The organism is Arthrobacter sp. 05L421 (genome assembly GCF_056397785.1).
The window spans coordinates 66,832-82,308 of the sequence record NZ_JBFTOC010000017.1; the positions used below are offsets into that span (position 1 = coordinate 66,832).

Genomic DNA, 15,477 nt, shown 5'->3' on the forward strand with positions numbered 1-15,477 from the left:
TCTGGAATCAAACGTCCAGGGCGGTGAATTCAAGGAACCGTGACCGGTCCTTTGATGAGCCAACATGTTCCTCCCCCGCCCTCAGGCCCGGGCGAGATTGAGGCGTTCCTCGGCCTGCTCGATGACTGCCAAGGATGCGACCGGGTCCGAGCGAAAGAGATATTCCCCGCGTGCGTTGTGGAGGGCCGGCCACATGCTGGCGGCCCACGCAATCTCCAGTTCGTCCTGAGTGAAGGCGCGGCCCCGGGCCGACTCATAGGAGGCGATGAAAATGCGTGAACTCTCGACCGGAGCCAACGAGGGCACCTCCGCGCTGGCGAAGGCACCCGACGCGGCCCCGACGATGGCTGCCTCGGGGAGCCAAACAAGGCTATCCCAGTCATAAACCGACCACGGGCGGCCATCCTTCCACCTCATGTTCTGGGCTTCCCAGTCCCCGTGGCCGAGGACATGCGGCAGCGCCGATCGGCGCAGTCGCGCCGCGGTACGTACGGCCCACTCCCGGATGAATTCCGGCACAAGTGTTTGATCCATCCTGTCCACTGGACCGTTCGTGGGCCACAGGCCGCCTCCGGGAGGATTCCAGTGCACCCACGGCGGCGGTGGATCCAGGGCCTGCCCGGGGCGCCGTCCGAGGAGCGCCATGAGCTCGGCCAGAAGAACAGAGGAGCCTCGGGCCGAGCCACCATCGTGCCCCCGGAGCATTTCTCCGCCGGGACGCCATTCTTCAGCCGAAACGATGGCTGTCACATCGAGTGCCTCGGCGTCCGCCAGCGGCGCAGCGCAGGGAAATCCACCGTTTGCTGCCATGCGCTGCATGTCGAGGCAACATTTGATCCGTTCAAGAGAGCCGGACCGGACCTTGATTACCGCCGACGTGCCTTCCATGAAGTAACGATAGATATTCGACATCTGGCCCCCTGCAGCCGGAATCAAGGGGACCAATTCGCCCGGACCAAGCCGACGGGCACACCAGTCCACGAGCTGTTGCGCCCGTAAGTCGTTAGCCATCACCTCACAATAGGCTTGCAAGCCGCAGGGTGGGTTCTTTGTCTGACCCCTTCCCCAGACTGAAGCCCGCTGGGCCAAGTGGATAACTGGCAACGAGACGTGTTCAAGCGAGACGAGTAGTCACAGCTGGGGCGCATTGCCGAGCACGTCAGCCACGTAGCGTCATAGTGGGGTGGGCCATTCCACCCGGAGGGAGTATCTGCATGTGTCAGCGATGGTCGAAAAGTGAGCCGTTTCGTGGGTTGAAAAGTGAGCCACGTTGACGTTGGTTATTCTGCCTGATTTTCCGGTCTTGTCGAGGGCAGCGAGTCTGTCTGTGCGTGTTTGAGCCGGTAGCTGGAGCCTTTGAGGGTGATGACTTCGGCGTGGTGGACGATGCGGTCGATCATGGCCGAGGCGACGACCTGGTCTCCGAACACGTCACCCCAGCGGGCGAAGGGAAGGTTCGAGGTCAGGATCAGCGAGGCGTGCTCGTAGCGTGATGAGACGAGCTGGAAGAACAGGTTCGCGGCGTCCTGCTCGAACGGGATGTAGCCGACCTCGTCGACGATGATCAGCCCGTAGCGGCGCAGGCGGACCAGTTCCTGCGGCAGCCGTCCGCCCTGGTGAGCGGCTTGGAGCCGGGCGACCCAGTCGATGGCGGTCGCGAACAGGACCCGGTGGCCCAGCTGGGTGGCCCGCAGTCCCAGACCGGTCGCGAGGTGTGTTTTGCCGGTTCCGGGCGGGCCGAGCAGGACGATGTTGGACGCTTCGGCGAGGAACGAGCCGGTGGCCAGGTGCGCGATCGTGTCGCGTTTGAGGCCGGGCTGGTGGTCGAAGCTGAAGTCATCCAGCGATTTACGGGCAGGGAACCCGGCGGCCCGGGCACGGGATTCGGCTCCGGAGGCTTCCCGGGCGGCGACTTCCCGGGACAGGACCGCTGCCAGGTATTCCTCATGGGTCCAGCCGGCCTCGCGGGCCTGGTCCGCGAGCCTCGCTGCCGCTTCCCGGATCCTTGGTGCCTTCATTGCCCGTGAGTAGTACTCGATCTGGCCGGCGGTTTCCTTCGCTTCGGTCATCAGGCGACCTGCCCGTCATCGAGAACGACCCCGAACGCCCGGTCGTAGTCCGCCAGGTCCCGCAGCCCGGCCGGGTCTGCGGCCGGTGCAGGGTTCTGGAAGGCTTTCCGCAGATTCCGGGCAGCCTCGACATGGTCCGGGTCGGTGATCGTCTGGCCTGCGCCCCAGGATCGTGGGTGGCTTCCGACGCATCTGCCGTCCAGGCTGATGGTGACTGTTGCCAGGTCAGCGGTGACGTCGACGATCTGCCGATCGCCTGCGGATGGACGGAGTAGTCGTTGGATCCCATCCGGACGTAGTAGTCCCGCGGGAGCCGGACCCTCGCGGCGAATCCGGTCACGGGCGGAACAGGCGGGAGCGCCAGCATGGCCAACTTGTCCTGGGTAAGCAGCTCGGTGGGCCGGGCGCCGGTCCGCCGGACGATCCGGGCATTGGCCAGCGGAAGCCACTGCGCGAGCTGGGCGTTGAAGTCCTCCGGTGAGGTGAAGGTCCGTCCCGGCAGGAAGGAAGTTTCCAGGAACTGGTTGGCCCGCTCCACGACGCCCTTGCTCTCCGGGTCGTAGGGTTTGACCTGCACGATCCTGGTCGCGAGGACACCGGCGAACGCCGCGACGGCGGCGGCGTAGCTGTTCCGCCGCCCGATGCCGGTTTCGTTGTCCCAGATCAGCCTCCGCGGAACCGCGCCCAAAGTCCCGATCAGCTCCCACATCCCGGCCAGCAGATCCCCGGTCATCCGGGACGGGATCATCCGGGCCATGATGAACCGCGAATGCGAGGACACCATCACCAACACCGGCAGAACCCTCGGCTTCCCGGCACCGACGGGTATCCGCACCTCCGGGAACCACAGGTCGCACTGCGCCTGATCCCCGGGTTCGTAACTGATCCGGTCCGCGGGATCGGCCGGGGCATACTCCGGCCGGATCCTGGCCACGTTCTCACGAAACCACGCCGGAGACCCGGCCCAGCCCACACGCTCCGCCAACACCGTCGCCGGCATCCGCGGGTTCTCCCTCAACAGAGCCCTGATCGACGGTTCCACCGCCTTGATCCCGGAGTCCTGCGGCGCCCGCACGTACGTCGGCGGACCGTCAGCGCCGACGGCTTTCGCGACCGTGTTCCGGGAAATACCCAGCCGCTCCGCTATCGACCTCATCGACTCACCCTCGGCCAGATGCAACCGCCGAATAAGCGCCCAATCCTCCACTGTGATCACCCACCCAATCGTTTGGAACAGGTGGCTCAGTTTTCAACCATCACAATGGCTCAGTTTTCGACCGTCACCGACAGCATGACCGACACAGCAACCGCACAGCACATCCCCGGTGGGGGCACCTTGTACCTGACGGTGAGCGATCAGGCCCGTTCGCTCGCGTTCTACCGCGACAAGCTCGGCTTCGAGGTGCGCACGGACAACGAGGTCGGTGCGGGCTTTCGCTGGATCGAGGTGGCTCCAGTCGGCGCGTATACAGTGATCGCCCTCGTGCCGCCGATGAGCGACGAGGACCCGCAACCTGGTGGCAGAGCACCGTTTGGCTTCGACACGCCCAACCTTGAGGCAGCCATGGCCGAGTTCAGCTCGCGCGGCGTCGAGTTCGAGGATGTGAGGGGCGGCGAGAGCGATCCGATGCCGCCGATGGCGTACTTCCGCGACCCCGACGGCAATCGCATCGCCCTGGTCGAGGAGACCACGCGCTGACTGCCGCCGGCACCTGGTTTAGCTGTAAAACGCAAGGGACCGGCCAGGCCGGTCCCTTGCGCTGCTTTGGGCGCGCCGCGTCGGAAAAGGTCGCCGTGGAGAATGCCTCAACTTGGCTGGCTCACCGTCGACCGGCGGGCCCTGGTCTTCAGCATGAATGAAATGGAGAGCAAGGCTTCCGGGTGCGGGGTGAGTCAACTGAGTCCGTCGCCGCCAGGCAGCACTGGTGGGCGGCTGGCTCGTCGTAGGTGGGCGGCGGTGATTGCCAGCCACGTCCAGGCGAGAATGACTGCTGCGGTGAAGCTGAGAACGATGACGGCGGAAGTCGATCCGCTGGCGATGCCGGCGAACGCGGCGAGGAAGAGGGCGCCGACAGCGATGGAGAATGCACCGAGCCGGCGGTCTCCGGAGGTGTAGAACCGGCGTGATAGAACGAAGCATCCCGCGATGAGACACACGAAGCCTGCGCCGGATGTAATGAAATGAATGAAACCGTGGAGAGAACCGGAGCTGGGGTGTCCGGGGGGTGTGCCTGGAGGGAATCCATTCATGGGATCGGCGGTGAAGATGCCCGCCCCGATCAGGCCGACGCCGTAGAGCCCGATAAGGGCCGGCCCCCAAGTCGCCCCTCGCCCGGGATGGAGTGCGCGGCGGATGCCGAGGGCGCAGAGCGAGGTAAGGGTCCCCGTGATGATCAGGCTCGCGGCTTGGACCCACCCTAGTTCGCCGTTGGCGAGGACGCTGAGGTCGTTATGGGCCGCGTCGAAACCGGGCCGAAGAAGCGCCTGGGCGTATCCGATTAGGAGGTAGACCGGGCCGGCGGCGATGCCGCAGGCCAGTAGCGCCCCGGTGGTGAATCCGTTGCTCTGGGACGTGCGGGACCCCTCTAGGGAGCTAATTTTGGGCATGGTGTACTCCGGGATGTGCGCGGGCGGATTGGGGTGGAGTGTACGGCTGGGTCAGGCGGAGAAGAAGCTGCGGAGCTCTGTTCCCATGACCGTGGCCGATACCTGGTGGCTCTGGCCCTCGAGGGTTTTGCGCTCTGCGTGAGGGAGGGCATTTGCTGTTGTTGTTTGGGCGGCCGCCATGGCGGGGGCTGCCTTCCCTCCGACCATGACCAGGGTGGGGACGGCGACCTTGGCCAGCCGGTCCGTGGGTGCGGTGAAATTGTTCAGCACGGCGATTTCGTAGGGGAGGGTGTTGGCGGCGGCTTTTTGACTCTTCCACACCCTGGGCATGAGGCGAAGCAAGACCGGCACGAACGCCGGGACGCCGATCATCTTGACCAGGAAGTACGACACCATTGCGCCGCGCTTGTCCTGGGCGAGCAGTCCGTTCAGGTGGCTGGCGTGGTCGACGGGCACCCCCTCGCGGTCCCCGACTCCGGTGTAGGGGACTTCGTAGATGGCGAGCCTGCGCATCGGGACGCCGGCGGCCGCGGTTTCAAGGGCCACGGCGGCGCCGGAGGAGATACCGTAGACAAAGGCGTTTCCGCCCGCGTGGTCGATCACGGCGGCCAGGTCTTCGACTTCCCGTTCCACTGAATACGGCTGCGTGTCACCGCTGTCGCCGCGGCCCCGGCGGTCGTAGAAGTACACGGTAAAGGAATCGGCAAGTCTCGTCGCGAGTTCCCGGGCGGGGCCGAAGGACCGGCCGCAGAATGCTCCATCGACCAGGATGAGTGCCGCTCCGGTGCCGGTGTGCTCGACGGAGATTGGAGTTCCGTCGGCAGAGGTGATCTGGCTTACCTGGGTTTCGGGGAGTGTGGTCTTCACGGGCGGTGCCTTTCAAGGAGGGTGTCGAGTTTGGCGAAGGAGAGAACCCAGCCGTTGAGAGTCATGTCGCGGATCTCGTCGGTGAAGGGCCCCTGATGAAGGGTCATGCGGGTCCGGTCGCCGTGATCGTGGAACTGAAGCCGCAGAACGACGTCGTCCACCGGCCCGGCAGCGGTCTGCGCTGTCAATTGAATCTCGAGGAATTCCGGTACCCGGAAAGCCAAAATGCGGCCCCGGACAGGGTGGGAGGTCCCGGTCGGGCCATCGACCATGGTCAGCTCCCACCGGCCCTGCTCCACCAGGTCCACCCTCACGCTTTCGGCAGGTACTCTGAATCCTTCGGGCCCGAACCAGGTCGCGAGGAGTTCAGGTTCGGTCCAGAACCGCCACACCACGTCCCTGGGCGCGGCGAAGGACCGCGAAACGAAGACATCATGCTCCGTCACCTCGTGCTGGCGCTCAGACATCGCGTCCCCTTTCCTCATGGTTGCCCCGCTGAAATGCCGCGAGGGCACCGTCAAGCTTGTCAAAAGACTCACCCCAGAATTTCTTGTACCGCTCCATGTACTCACTCGCTTCCCTCAACCGCTCGGGCTCCAGGTGACTGAGCCGGGCAGTCGCCACCCGGCTCCTTGAGATCAGGCCGGCACCCTCGAGCACCTTCAGATGCTTGGAAACTGCCGGCTGGCTAATTTGAAAAGGAGCCGCGAGATCCGAGACCTGCGCGTCACCTTCTGCAAGTCGCTGCAGAATCGCCCGCCGTGTTGGATCGGCCAAAGCGCCGAACACTGCACTGAGCTGATCGACCATCACGCACCATAACCTAACTGTTTTATAACCGAATGGTTTTAGAATAGGTTGCGCTGGGTACCGGGTCAAGCACAAGGGCGTGAGTAATCTGCCAGGCCGTCGAGACCGACCCACTGGGCAGCAAATCCAGAATGGTCTCGCGGACGTCTCCTCCAACGGCCATCCCATCGACCGTGCCACCAAGTGCATCGCATGAGGGTGCTGTCCGCGTTGGATCCCTGATTTACGCGTTCATGGACCACCGTTGCTGGGTCGGCCGCCGGACAATTTCCGCCGAAGGTTTTCGGTACTGACCTGCAGGCAACTGCTGTCTAGTTGCCTGCAGGCGCGCACTATTGCGTCGCCTTCACTTGTTGGTGGGCCAATGACCAGGACTGTTGAGGTCGGAGGGCAGGCGCGTGTGCGCGTCGCCTCGGGCGGCGTTGAGTTGGGCCTGTGTCAAATAGAGGGTTTTGGAAAGATCGGCTCCTTCGAGACGGGCATCTCTGAGGTCAGCGCCGAGGAGGTCGGCGCCTGAGAGGTCGCAGTCTCGCAGGTCTGTAGCTATGAGATAGGCGCCTCGAAGGTCCGCACCAAACAGCGATCTGGACTTCATTTTCTTACCCATGAGGTCCGCTCCCGGGACAAGCGCAGCATCTAGGTGATCATCACCGGTTGCAAGGTATGAGGACCTCACTTCTTCGCTGACATCCATCAGTACGGACCGAACCCTGGTATGCATATCGCCGAGGTCCAGGAACAGGATCTGCTGCGTTTCGGCCATCGCATATTCGATTGTCATCCTGAGCTCGCTGATCTGGTGCGAGGTGTCCGGATCGAATGTCCTGCTGGTAGCTTCGATCAGATACCAGAGCATTTCGTGGAGTTGCCGGACGACTTTGAACGCGGCGAACATGTCGCTCGCTGTTACTGAATCTGCTTTCCAGCTGATTCCTCCGAAGAGGTTCTGGGAGACGTTTTGGCCGGCTCCGTAGCAGTCGAAGACGGTACATCCTCGGAAGCCTCGCGGGCGCAGGCGGTCGTGGATAGTGCAGGAGAAGTCGGAGGCAAGGTTCTTGCAGGGAGTTCCTGCTGGTTTGTCGATGGCGAAGTCCGCGGTGCGGGAGAAGCCTAGGGCAGTGCAGCAGAGGGCGAAGCAGCTGGCACAATCAGGGCGCAGTGATTCCCGCTCAAGGGCAGGTGAGGACGGTGCGGTGGAGTCGCTTGATATGAAGGGCATGTGATCATCTCTAGACGAATTCGGTGAGGGGCCGGCTGCCAGGGAACTCATGAGGGTGTCCCCTTCGAGGGCACACGGAATCACCGCTTCCGAGGGAAGCGACCGGGAACCGCTGCATCGACTCTGGGTCACAGAGAAAGTAAGAATGTCACTGCCGTCAAACGTAGCATCACATCTCACCTGCCCATAAGCCGGTCCCCCACCGCGACACCCTCGACCCGCTCCCCCCGCCGCGAAAAATCCCGTACAGATGCTTTGTGACTTGCTGAAGTAATTGGCATGGTTTTGGGAGCGCTTTTTGGCGTGCGCCGGATACACGCCCGCGGGGGCTGCGGGCCGTCGAGTGAGGATGTTGCTGAAGTCGGGCGGGCTAGGGCTTGGACCGTCGTGGACGGGATTGCTCGATGATGCTGGACGTTGCGGCTGCTGCTGTGAGGGCTGTCGCCAGCAAATGCGGCCCAGAGCTGTGGTGCGATGGTTGCACCGCGACGGCCGTCCCGGCTCATCCTGCAGCGATCTTGAGCGCGCCCACCCAGATGAAGACTTGGCCGCTGGCTTCGATGGGTGCGTACTCACTGCGTGCGGCGAGTGTTGCAGCGAAGAAAAGCGCGTTGGCGATCCTTGTCAGACATAAGGCAATCAGGGAGGTGGGGAGTGTCGGAGCCAGCATCACCAATATCGGCTTTGCCGCGACGAGTGCGGCGATGGCGCTCTTGCCGTCCTTGCCTACAATCAGGTCCCCCTCCCAATTCCCGGGAACGGCCCGGTCCTGGACCGCTGCGGGGCGGTCGGCGATCCTGACCATATCCTCGATCCTGCCGCGGCGCTCATCGGGGCGGCGCTGGGGTTTGCGCAAGGTCAGTCCCATGCGCAGGTTCCTTGCCAGTTCCCGCTTCAGGCCGCCCCGGGACTCGATATAGACGGACTGGTAGATCGTTTCGTGTGCCACCCACATCTCCGGGTCACTCGGGAAATCTCGCCGCAGCCGGCCGGCTATCTGGACCGGTGAATCCTTCTTGCCGAGCCGTTCTTCGACTTCCGTGCGCAGCCGTTCGTTGCTCTTGAGCTTAGCGATCTTCGGCCGGGCGGCCCGGGCCTGGGCTCTGGCCTGTGCGGGCGTGGCCCGGTAGTACGGACCGATTCCTTTCCGCGCAGAAGCGAAATCTGTTCGCATTCATCAAACAAATGCGCGCCCGGAACGATTCCGGCGGCAACGGCGCATTGCAGTTCTCACTGCTAGGCCGCAGTTCGAGCAGCTGCAGCCCCTTTCTGATGCCGTGAGGCCGGGACACTCTACGGACATCTGCGTTCAGGACGCTGCTGCCTGGATTGGCGGTCATATCAGCCATTCCCATCCCCGATGCCAGCCTGGCCGATGGCTTGACCTAGGGCCCCGCCGCGCAACACGGCGGCAACGTGCTGGTGTGTCGGGGCGCTACCGGCCCCCCTCAGGTTGGGCTGCCCTTCGCCGTTGTTGATCAGGTTCCGCAGGCTGCCGCCCAGATAGCCGCCCCAGACGATGTAGCACACGTTGTAACACGCGTTCCCCGGGACCAGGCCGAGGTGCTTGAAGTGGACTTCGGCCCCTTTCTCCGTTGGGAAAATCTCGAAGACGATCCGGGTGTTCTTCCATTCGGCCTGGTCGTGGATGAAGTTGAAGTAATTATCCAGGACGAGCCATTCAACTTTCCGGCCGGCCACGAGTGCGGTGACGCGGATGGTGCAACGATGAACGCCTTGGTACCGGTACTTGAACTCGCCCCCGACCTGGTCGGTGACCCCCTCGAACGCCTAGGACCACCAACCGCGGACGTTCATGATGGCCTCAAATGCTTCCCGGGGGTCCGCTATACGGCAACGGTGGCGGTGAAGTCCGACATCTAGATCCTTCATTTCTCCTATGCGCCGGTGTGTTCGTGTCTGTTTGGCCGGCACCGTCACGGCTTTTGCGGTGTTCACCCGCCGGGCCTGAGTCTTCGCGACTTTGCTGGATTGCTTCGGCCATTCCCTTGATGCGCTGCAGCCGGGCGTCCCAGCTGGCCCCGACCGAGGACAGCTCCGCGACCGCGCGGGCCAGCTGAGCGTGGCTCACCACGTACACGCGTTCCCGCCCCGACGTCCTGGCCTGGACCAGTCCGACGCGATGGAGCACGCCAAGGTGTTTGGCGACCGCCTGCCGCGTGACCGGCAGCTGTTTGCTCAGCGTGGTTGCTGTGCCGCCGCTGTTGGTCAGCAGCAGGTCCAGCATCCGGCGTCGGGTTGAGTCGCCCACCGCCGACCAGAGCTCGTCGTCGACGGCGACGCTCATGGCGCCGACACCAGCCGTGCGGAGTAGGTGACGAGCCGGGGCAGGAAGTGGTCCCAGCCATTGGCGTGGTCGCGGTAATGCTCCTCGAGCACGGCCGACTCCCACCCCTTCTCTCGGAACCCCGTCTCGGTGAAGCGCAGCAGCGTTCCCTCGCCCGATGGGATCAGGTCGAAGGTCACCAGGAGCGAGTTGGCCGACGTCGCAGTCGCACCGTCCTCGTACACCCATCGGAAGGAAAACCGCCGGGACGGGTCGGCCTCCACCACCGTCAGTGAAACGAACTTTGCCTCCGGCGCGGACCTGTCGCCAAACGAGATAATCCCAATGGCACCGGGAACGGGTTCGAGCTCTGCCTCGTCCGGCCACCACTGCCGCAGGTGTTCTGGCGTGCTGATTACCTTATACACCAACTCAGGTGCCGCTTCGATGTGGATCTCCCGTTCGATGCTGCCGTACTCCATCCCGCTCCCCTATCATTTCGCAACCTTTGGTTGCATATCACCGATACGCGCAACCATTGGTTGCAGGCTTGGAAGTAGAAAACTCTGCGGCGCCACCCGCCGCCGCGACGGAACCGAGCCCGTATGATGACGGGGCCCGACACCGCCAGAGGATTCGTTCTCCTGGCTCGTGATCGTCCGCGGCCGCCTTCCTGACGAATCAGGTCCGCTCCCGAGGCGCGTTGGGCCTGCTTCGGCCCTGCCCAGCGCCGGTGTCGCCTCAACCTGGCGGCGCCTCAGAGCACCGCAGGACCTTGATCTCGACTTCGATCTACCGGATGGAGGCCACGGTCAATGGAGTGAGCGTAGGTAACGTGTGCGCACGATTCGCAGGAGTGGGTAGGTGTCCGGCAGGGTTGCTGCGAGGGCGCCGGCGTCGGTGTGAGCCGCCCTGGCCGGGGCTCATCGCCGGTTGCGTCGCGGCGGGGGCTCACATCTGTCCGATTTCTTGTAGCGCCCACGAGTTGCCGTCGGGATCGCTGAAGTACGCGAACTTGACGCCTCCCATGTCCTCTATTTCGGTCACGGCAGCCCCGTGGTTCAGGAGTTCCTCGCGCGCCGCAACGATGTCTTCGACGACCAGATGCAAGCCCTTGACCGTGCTGGCTTCTGGGCTGCTGTTGGCCATTCCGGAGCCGATGACAATGGAGCATGCGGAACCAGGCGGCGTGAGCTGCACGATCCGCATGCCGTTCCCGGGCTGCACGTCATGATCCAAATTGAAGCCGATGGTGTCCGTGTAGAAGGTCTTACTCCGCTCTACGTCTGCCACCGGCAGCGGTACCAGTTCCAATTTCATTTGTACGCGCATTTATCTCTCCTAATTCTCGTCAATGATGCTTGGATCTCGGGATGGGCCCGTTCCGGCTTCCGGCCCGGTTGTGACGACGCGGCGCGGCGGAGCTCTGATCACAACCATTTCATGGCCGTTACGCAGGTCAGGGGTCGATCCGGCGTATTTCGATCGGCCAAAGCTTGGCCTCTCCCAACTTGCCGGCGATTTCCACGGCGCGGGCCATGTCCACACAGTCGACGATGTAGTAGCCGGCCACAATTTCCTTCGTCTCAAGGTACGGACCGTCGGTCACGGTACAGGTGTCGCCGCTATTTCTTACGAACTTCGCCTCTTCACCGAGCTCATGAGCCTCCACGAACTCACCCGATGCCCTGAGTTCCTGCTGCAACGAGGTATGCGCCTGCATGATCGCCTCGATCTCGGACGGGGAGAGTGCGTTCCAGGTCTCAGCGTTGTTTGGGATCAGCATGAGGTGTTTCATTTCTTCTCCTTCAGGGCGGTGCCGGGGTCAGGTGGAGACGGGGACCCGGCGCTTGTCTCGGCCAGGCGTTTGGAGAGGTAGCGGCGCTCGGCCTCGGAGGGAGCGAGGTCGCGGGCCCGCTGATACTCGCAGCGGGCCTCTGTCTTTCTGCCAAGGCGGCGCAGGAGATCAGCCTTCGCCGCGGGCAGGAGGTAGTACCCATCGAGTGACCGTGTCCGGTCCAGTTGGTCGATGAGAGCAAGCCCTGCTTCCGGTCCCTGGGACATCGCGACGGCAACGGCCCGGTTCAGCTCGATGACCGGTGACGGCGCAATTTGCGCAAGGCGGTCATACAGCTGTGCCACCCGGGCGAAGTCCGTGCTGCCAGAGTCCGGGGCGTTCATGTGGCAGGCAGCAATGGCGGCCTGCACACGGTAGCTACCGGGCCGGGAACGGCGTGCAACGCCCATTTGATCCGCGGCCGCGAGCAGCGCCGCAGCCTCCGCGACCGCAACCTTGTCCCACAATCCGCGGTTCTGCTCCTCAAGGGTCACCAGGTCCCCAGCGGCGTCCGTCCGCGTCCCCCGCCGGGCATGGTGGAACAGCATGAGCGCAAGGAGGCCCCGGGCCTCGGGTTCCTGCGGTGACCTGTTGAGCAACGCAACCAGCAGCCGGGTCAGGCGAATCGCTTCCCGGGCGAGTGGTTCGCGGATCAGCGAGGTGCCGCCGGTGGCCGAGTACCCTTCGTTGAACATCAGATACAGCACGGCCAGGATTCCGGCGGTGCGTTCGGATATCAGCTGCGGCGGCGGCACCCGGTAGGGGATCCCGGCATCGCGTATCTTCGCCCGGGCCCGAACGAGCCGTTTGGCCATGGTTGCTTCCGAGACCAGGAATGCCCGGGCGATCTCAGCGGTCGCCAGCCCCGCGACGGTGCGCAGAGTCAGGGCCACCCGGGCATCGAGCGGGAGGGCCGGGTGGCAGCAGGTGTGAATCAGCCGCAGCGTGTCATCCTCTGCAGCCGCCCCTGTGGCCTCGTCTTCGAGCCCTTCGAGCGCGGTGAGAATGGCGAGCTCACGGACCGCCCTCCTTTCGCTGGCGGCGCTCCGCATGCGGTCAATTGCCTTGTTCTTGGCCACGGTTGTCAGCCAGGCCCCGGGGTTCCTGGGAACGCCGTGCTCCGGCCAGTCGACGAGGGCCCTGGCGAACGCATCCTGGACACAATCCTCGGCCAGGCCCCAGTCGCCCGTGATGCGGATGAGGGCTGCGGTGATCCGTGCCGTCTCGCCGGCGGAGGCGGCCTCCACGACGGCACGCACGTCCGTCAGCTCCGGCGCCACGGCATCTCTGCCTCGATCATCGACGCCGGCGTCCGGGCGAACGGCTACTCCCCGAGCGGCCACACGGGCCTGATCTCGATCTTGCCGAACCGGGCCATGGGGTGCTTGGACGCAACCTCGACAGCCTCATCAAGATCCGCACAAGCGATGATGTCATAGCCCGCGATCCATTCCTTCGTCTCCGCAAACGGCCCATCAGAGACCACCACCTCGCCCCCACGCACCACTACCGTTGTTGCGTCCTCGACAGGACGCAGCCGGTCACCGTGACGGGCGACGCCCCGCGCTTCCATCTCGGCCCCCCATTCGACAATGTTGTCCTCGGCGGCCACATATTCCGGCGCGGTCGGATCGCTACAAATGAAAAGCATGTACTCCACGATGTCTCCTTCTTCTCCGTTGTTACACCACTACGACGCCCGGGAGGCCGCCAAAAGGACACCTGATAAGAAATTCTTTTCCGGGGCCATCCTCAAAGCATCAGCCGGGTCGACTCAGCACATAATCAACGCGGCTCATATGTCCTCGACAGCGAACAGCTTCCCGCCCGGGATACCACCGGCAAGGAGATCACCTCGCCACGAAAGACGATGTCCAGGATCTCGCGCACCGGCGCGAACATACGCACTGCGCCCGAAGAGCGGTCCCGTGAAAGGCTCGTTGCTCCGCGCCCGCTGCGATGCGCGCCGGCGGATTGGGTCGGATGCCAGCCTAGGCTGGAATGCTGTTGAAGAACTTGATCAGCACCGGTGCGACAGCATCGCTGGCGACTGCGTGGTCTTGGCCGTCCAGCTTTTCTTTTTTCAAGCCAGGAACGGCTGCGGCGACGGCATTGATGGCATTCCCAGCCCAGGACGGACTCGCGCCACCGTAGATTCCGAGGGTGGGGACCTGGATGTTCGACAGCCTCTCCGGGACGATTCCGTCGCTTGTCAGGGTGAGGTCATACGGCAGGGTCGGGGCAACGCTGAGGAGCGCGGGCCACCACGGCATCGTTTTGATTCCTTCGTCGAAATCGGAGCCCGTATGGCGGATGAACAGTTCCACGGCACCTTCCCGGTCTCCCTCGTTCAGTGCCGCCTGGACCCGGTCCCTGAAATTTTCCCAAGGTCCTTCGGGGGCATGCCCGGTCAGATATGGCGGTTCGTAGGCCGCCAGTTTGGAGATGCCCGCTCCGGCAGCCGCTGCTTCTAGAGCCAGGATGGCACCCGAAGAGTGTCCGTAGGCGTAGGCCGAACCGCCTGCCGCGGCTATCAGCGCTTCCAAATCCTCTATTTCACGGCCGGGGCTGTAGGGAAGCGTGTTCGAGCTCTCGCCTCTCCCGCGACGGTCATACGCGTAGACGGTGAAGTGCGGGGCCAGCCAAGGCACCAGCACGTCAGCCGAACGTCGGCTGTTCAATGCACCGCCGATAATGATCAGGGCTGGCCCTTCACCCGTCCGCTCGAAGGCGATTTTCGTGCCGTCCACCGAGCTCTGGAAGTCAATCATTTGCAGGTCCTGTTCTTCAGTGCCGGATGTCAGGCCGGTTCGGGGAATGCTGAAGTTCATGCCGTCCTCATAAAGGAAAGCTCACCCTAACACCCACTCCCTGTAAGCAGCTGAAACAGATCCAACGGGATTGCGAAACGCCACGACCCCAAGTCCGCCCGCGGCGCCAACTGACGGGGAGCCTGGAAGTGGGAGCCAAACTTCGAGGGGGCGTGTACGGAAATGACCCTTGGTATCCGACGTCAAAGATCACGGGGCCGAAGACTGACCAGAAGCCGGCGGCAGAGTTATCTGGCTCGATTCGCCACGCTGTTTAGCCTGTTCTCCTCCTCGGGCCGTTAGCGATGCCTCAGCCTGCGGTGAGCCGGTACATCGGCACGTGACTGCAGATTCCGCGGTGAATTCGCCAGCGGACGCCCGTCACAGTTTGGAGCGCAACGGAAACCAGCATCTCAATCCGGTGGGAGTTTCTTGCGTGGGCTTTTCGCACCCGAGTTGGGCCACCTGACCCGACGTTCCCTCAAGCCAGACGGCCATCTGCTCTGGGCTCAGTGCGCGCCCGGACCGGGATGCACGGCAGCTTTGCCTAGACTCGGTGGATGTCTGAGACCGCAAACCTGAAGGACAGCGCCGAACACCGCTGGCCGGCCGTAATCGGGCTGCTCATCGCGCTGGGCCTCTATGCCGCCCTTCCCAGCGCCTTCCTGCCGGCCATCCGCTACACGGTGGTGGGAATCGGACTCGTGATGCTGATTCCCCTGCTGATCCTCAACCCCCGCCGCCTGCACAAAGAGACGCGCTGGTCCAAACGATTAGCCACGGGCCAGGCACTCCTCCTCGTCGCCGCCAACGGCATCGCCCTGGTGCAGCTCATCATTCTGCTGACCGACTCCGGCAGCGGCGACGGGCGCACGCTCCTTCTGGCAGCACTGCAGATCTGGGTAACAAACGTCATCGCGTTCGCCCTGGTCTTCTGGGAACTGGACCGCGGCGGACCGGTCGCACGGCGG

Annotated in this window: 16 protein-coding genes and 3 pseudogenes; 2 read left to right on the forward strand and 17 right to left on the reverse strand. The window is 63.8% G+C overall.

The genetic code is table 11. The features are described from left to right. Positions 1 to 81: 81 nt before the first annotated feature. The 3 genes and pseudogenes from AC1DKQ_RS17445 to istA form a co-directional block, all read right to left on the reverse strand. A complete protein-coding gene (locus AC1DKQ_RS17445; protein ID WP_476919688.1) occupies positions 82 to 912 on the reverse strand; it encodes a phosphotransferase in 831 nt (276 codons plus the stop codon). A gap of 368 nt (positions 913 to 1,280) precedes the next feature. Continuing rightward, positions 1,281 to 2,069: an IS21-like element helper ATPase IstB gene (gene istB / locus AC1DKQ_RS17450; protein ID WP_476919689.1), complete on the reverse strand. Its 789-nt coding sequence runs from the start codon at positions 2,067 to 2,069 to the stop codon at positions 1,281 to 1,283. Then, positions 2,069 to 3,285 (reverse strand): annotated as a pseudogene (istA, locus tag AC1DKQ_RS17455) (IS21 family transposase). Before istA ends, istB begins: the two are co-directional and overlap by 1 nt. 21 nt (positions 3,286 to 3,306) lie before the next feature. On the opposite strand from istA, the gene AC1DKQ_RS17460 reads away from it, so the two are divergent. After that, positions 3,307 to 3,768 (forward strand): VOC family protein, encoded by a 462-nt coding sequence (locus AC1DKQ_RS17460; RefSeq protein WP_476919690.1) that lies wholly within the window; start codon positions 3,307 to 3,309, stop codon positions 3,766 to 3,768. Positions 3,769 to 3,962: 194 nt separating this feature from the next. On the opposite strand, the gene AC1DKQ_RS17465 is transcribed toward AC1DKQ_RS17460, so the two are convergent. The 14 genes and pseudogenes from AC1DKQ_RS17465 to AC1DKQ_RS17530 all read right to left on the reverse strand — a co-directional run bounded on the left by AC1DKQ_RS17465 (position 3,963) and on the right by AC1DKQ_RS17530 (position 14,527). Then, positions 3,963 to 4,676, reverse strand: a complete 714-nt coding sequence (locus tag AC1DKQ_RS17465) for a DUF998 domain-containing protein (RefSeq protein WP_476885565.1) — start codon at positions 4,674 to 4,676, stop codon at positions 3,963 to 3,965. Positions 4,677 to 4,727: 51 nt separating this feature from the next. Next, the gene (locus AC1DKQ_RS17470) at positions 4,728 to 5,543 is read right to left on the reverse strand and encodes an alpha/beta fold hydrolase (protein ID WP_476919691.1); all 816 of its coding nucleotides are present in this window, start codon (positions 5,541 to 5,543) and stop codon (positions 4,728 to 4,730) included. Then, the gene (locus AC1DKQ_RS17475; RefSeq protein ID WP_476885567.1) at positions 5,540 to 6,010 is read right to left on the reverse strand and encodes an SRPBCC family protein; all 471 of its coding nucleotides are present in this window, start codon (positions 6,008 to 6,010) and stop codon (positions 5,540 to 5,542) included. Before AC1DKQ_RS17475 ends, AC1DKQ_RS17470 begins: the two co-directional genes overlap by 4 nt. Then, on the reverse strand, positions 6,003 to 6,353 hold the full coding sequence (locus tag AC1DKQ_RS17480) for an ArsR/SmtB family transcription factor (RefSeq protein WP_476885583.1): 351 nt from the start codon (positions 6,351 to 6,353) through the stop codon (positions 6,003 to 6,005). The genes AC1DKQ_RS17475 and AC1DKQ_RS17480 overlap by 8 nt, the downstream gene beginning before the upstream one ends. A gap of 346 nt (positions 6,354 to 6,699) precedes the next feature. After that, positions 6,700 to 7,572, reverse strand: coding sequence for a pentapeptide repeat-containing protein (locus AC1DKQ_RS17485; RefSeq protein WP_476885568.1), 873 nt, complete (start codon positions 7,570 to 7,572; stop codon positions 6,700 to 6,702). 691 nt (positions 7,573 to 8,263) lie between these two features. Further along, a pseudogene (locus AC1DKQ_RS17490) lies at positions 8,264 to 8,701 on the reverse strand (IS30 family transposase); the annotation flags it as partial. Between the two features lie 212 nt (positions 8,702 to 8,913). Next, the gene (locus AC1DKQ_RS17495) at positions 8,914 to 9,273 is read right to left on the reverse strand and encodes a hypothetical protein (protein ID WP_476885569.1); all 360 of its coding nucleotides are present in this window, start codon (positions 9,271 to 9,273) and stop codon (positions 8,914 to 8,916) included. 124 nt (positions 9,274 to 9,397) lie between these two features. Continuing rightward, complete coding sequence (locus AC1DKQ_RS17500; RefSeq protein ID WP_476885570.1) at positions 9,398 to 9,880, reverse strand: ArsR/SmtB family transcription factor; 483 nt, start codon at positions 9,878 to 9,880, stop codon at positions 9,398 to 9,400. Beyond that, positions 9,877 to 10,341 carry an SRPBCC domain-containing protein gene (locus tag AC1DKQ_RS17505; RefSeq protein ID WP_476919692.1) on the reverse strand — a complete coding sequence of 155 codons (465 nt, stop codon included), beginning with the start codon at positions 10,339 to 10,341 and terminating at the stop codon, positions 9,877 to 9,879. The genes AC1DKQ_RS17500 and AC1DKQ_RS17505 overlap by 4 nt, the downstream gene beginning before the upstream one ends. Positions 10,342 to 10,810: 469 nt before the next feature. Beyond that, positions 10,811 to 11,191, reverse strand: coding sequence for a VOC family protein (locus AC1DKQ_RS17510; RefSeq protein ID WP_476885572.1), 381 nt, complete (start codon positions 11,189 to 11,191; stop codon positions 10,811 to 10,813). Positions 11,192 to 11,318: 127 nt separating this feature from the next. Then, the gene (locus AC1DKQ_RS17515; protein ID WP_476885573.1) at positions 11,319 to 11,657 is read right to left on the reverse strand and encodes a YciI family protein; all 339 of its coding nucleotides are present in this window, start codon (positions 11,655 to 11,657) and stop codon (positions 11,319 to 11,321) included. Next, complete coding sequence (locus tag AC1DKQ_RS17520) at positions 11,654 to 12,976, reverse strand: RNA polymerase sigma factor (RefSeq protein ID WP_476885574.1); 1,323 nt, start codon at positions 12,974 to 12,976, stop codon at positions 11,654 to 11,656. Before AC1DKQ_RS17520 ends, AC1DKQ_RS17515 begins: the two co-directional genes overlap by 4 nt. 44 nt (positions 12,977 to 13,020) lie before the next feature. Continuing rightward, complete coding sequence (locus tag AC1DKQ_RS17525) at positions 13,021 to 13,347, reverse strand: YciI family protein (RefSeq protein WP_476885584.1); 327 nt, start codon at positions 13,345 to 13,347, stop codon at positions 13,021 to 13,023. 340 nt (positions 13,348 to 13,687) lie between these two features. Beyond that, positions 13,688 to 14,527, reverse strand: coding sequence for an alpha/beta fold hydrolase (locus AC1DKQ_RS17530; RefSeq protein ID WP_476885575.1), 840 nt, complete (start codon positions 14,525 to 14,527; stop codon positions 13,688 to 13,690). A gap of 539 nt (positions 14,528 to 15,066) precedes the next feature. On the opposite strand from AC1DKQ_RS17530, the pseudogene AC1DKQ_RS17535 reads away from it, so the two are divergent. Then, a pseudogene (locus AC1DKQ_RS17535) lies at positions 15,067 to 15,477 on the forward strand (hypothetical protein); the annotation flags it as partial.

Bases quoted from the DNA above. Each gene is read 5' to 3' on its own strand.
- AC1DKQ_RS17445 (WP_476919688.1), bottom strand. From the start codon at position 912: ATGTCGAATATCTATCGTTACTTCATGGAAGGCACGTCGGCGGTAATC.
- istB (WP_476919689.1), bottom strand. From the start codon at position 2,069: ATGACCGAAGCGAAGGAAACCGCCGGCCAGATCGAGTACTACTCACGG.
- AC1DKQ_RS17480 (WP_476885583.1), bottom strand. From the start codon at position 6,353: ATGGTCGATCAGCTCAGTGCAGTGTTCGGCGCTTTGGCCGATCCAACA.
- AC1DKQ_RS17525 (WP_476885584.1), bottom strand. From the start codon at position 13,347: ATGCTTTTCATTTGTAGCGATCCGACCGCGCCGGAATATGTGGCCGCC.
- AC1DKQ_RS17475 (WP_476885567.1), bottom strand. From the start codon at position 6,010: ATGTCTGAGCGCCAGCACGAGGTGACGGAGCATGATGTCTTCGTTTCG.
- AC1DKQ_RS17505 (WP_476919692.1), bottom strand. From the start codon at position 10,341: ATGGAGTACGGCAGCATCGAACGGGAGATCCACATCGAAGCGGCACCT.
- AC1DKQ_RS17530 (WP_476885575.1), bottom strand. From the start codon at position 14,527: ATGAACTTCAGCATTCCCCGAACCGGCCTGACATCCGGCACTGAAGAA.
- AC1DKQ_RS17500 (WP_476885570.1), bottom strand. From the start codon at position 9,880: ATGAGCGTCGCCGTCGACGACGAGCTCTGGTCGGCGGTGGGCGACTCA.
- AC1DKQ_RS17465 (WP_476885565.1), bottom strand. From the start codon at position 4,676: ATGCCCAAAATTAGCTCCCTAGAGGGGTCCCGCACGTCCCAGAGCAAC.
- AC1DKQ_RS17515 (WP_476885573.1), bottom strand. From the start codon at position 11,657: ATGAAACACCTCATGCTGATCCCAAACAACGCTGAGACCTGGAACGCA.
- AC1DKQ_RS17485 (WP_476885568.1), bottom strand. From the start codon at position 7,572: ATGCCCTTCATATCAAGCGACTCCACCGCACCGTCCTCACCTGCCCTT.
- AC1DKQ_RS17510 (WP_476885572.1), bottom strand. From the start codon at position 11,191: ATGCGCGTACAAATGAAATTGGAACTGGTACCGCTGCCGGTGGCAGAC.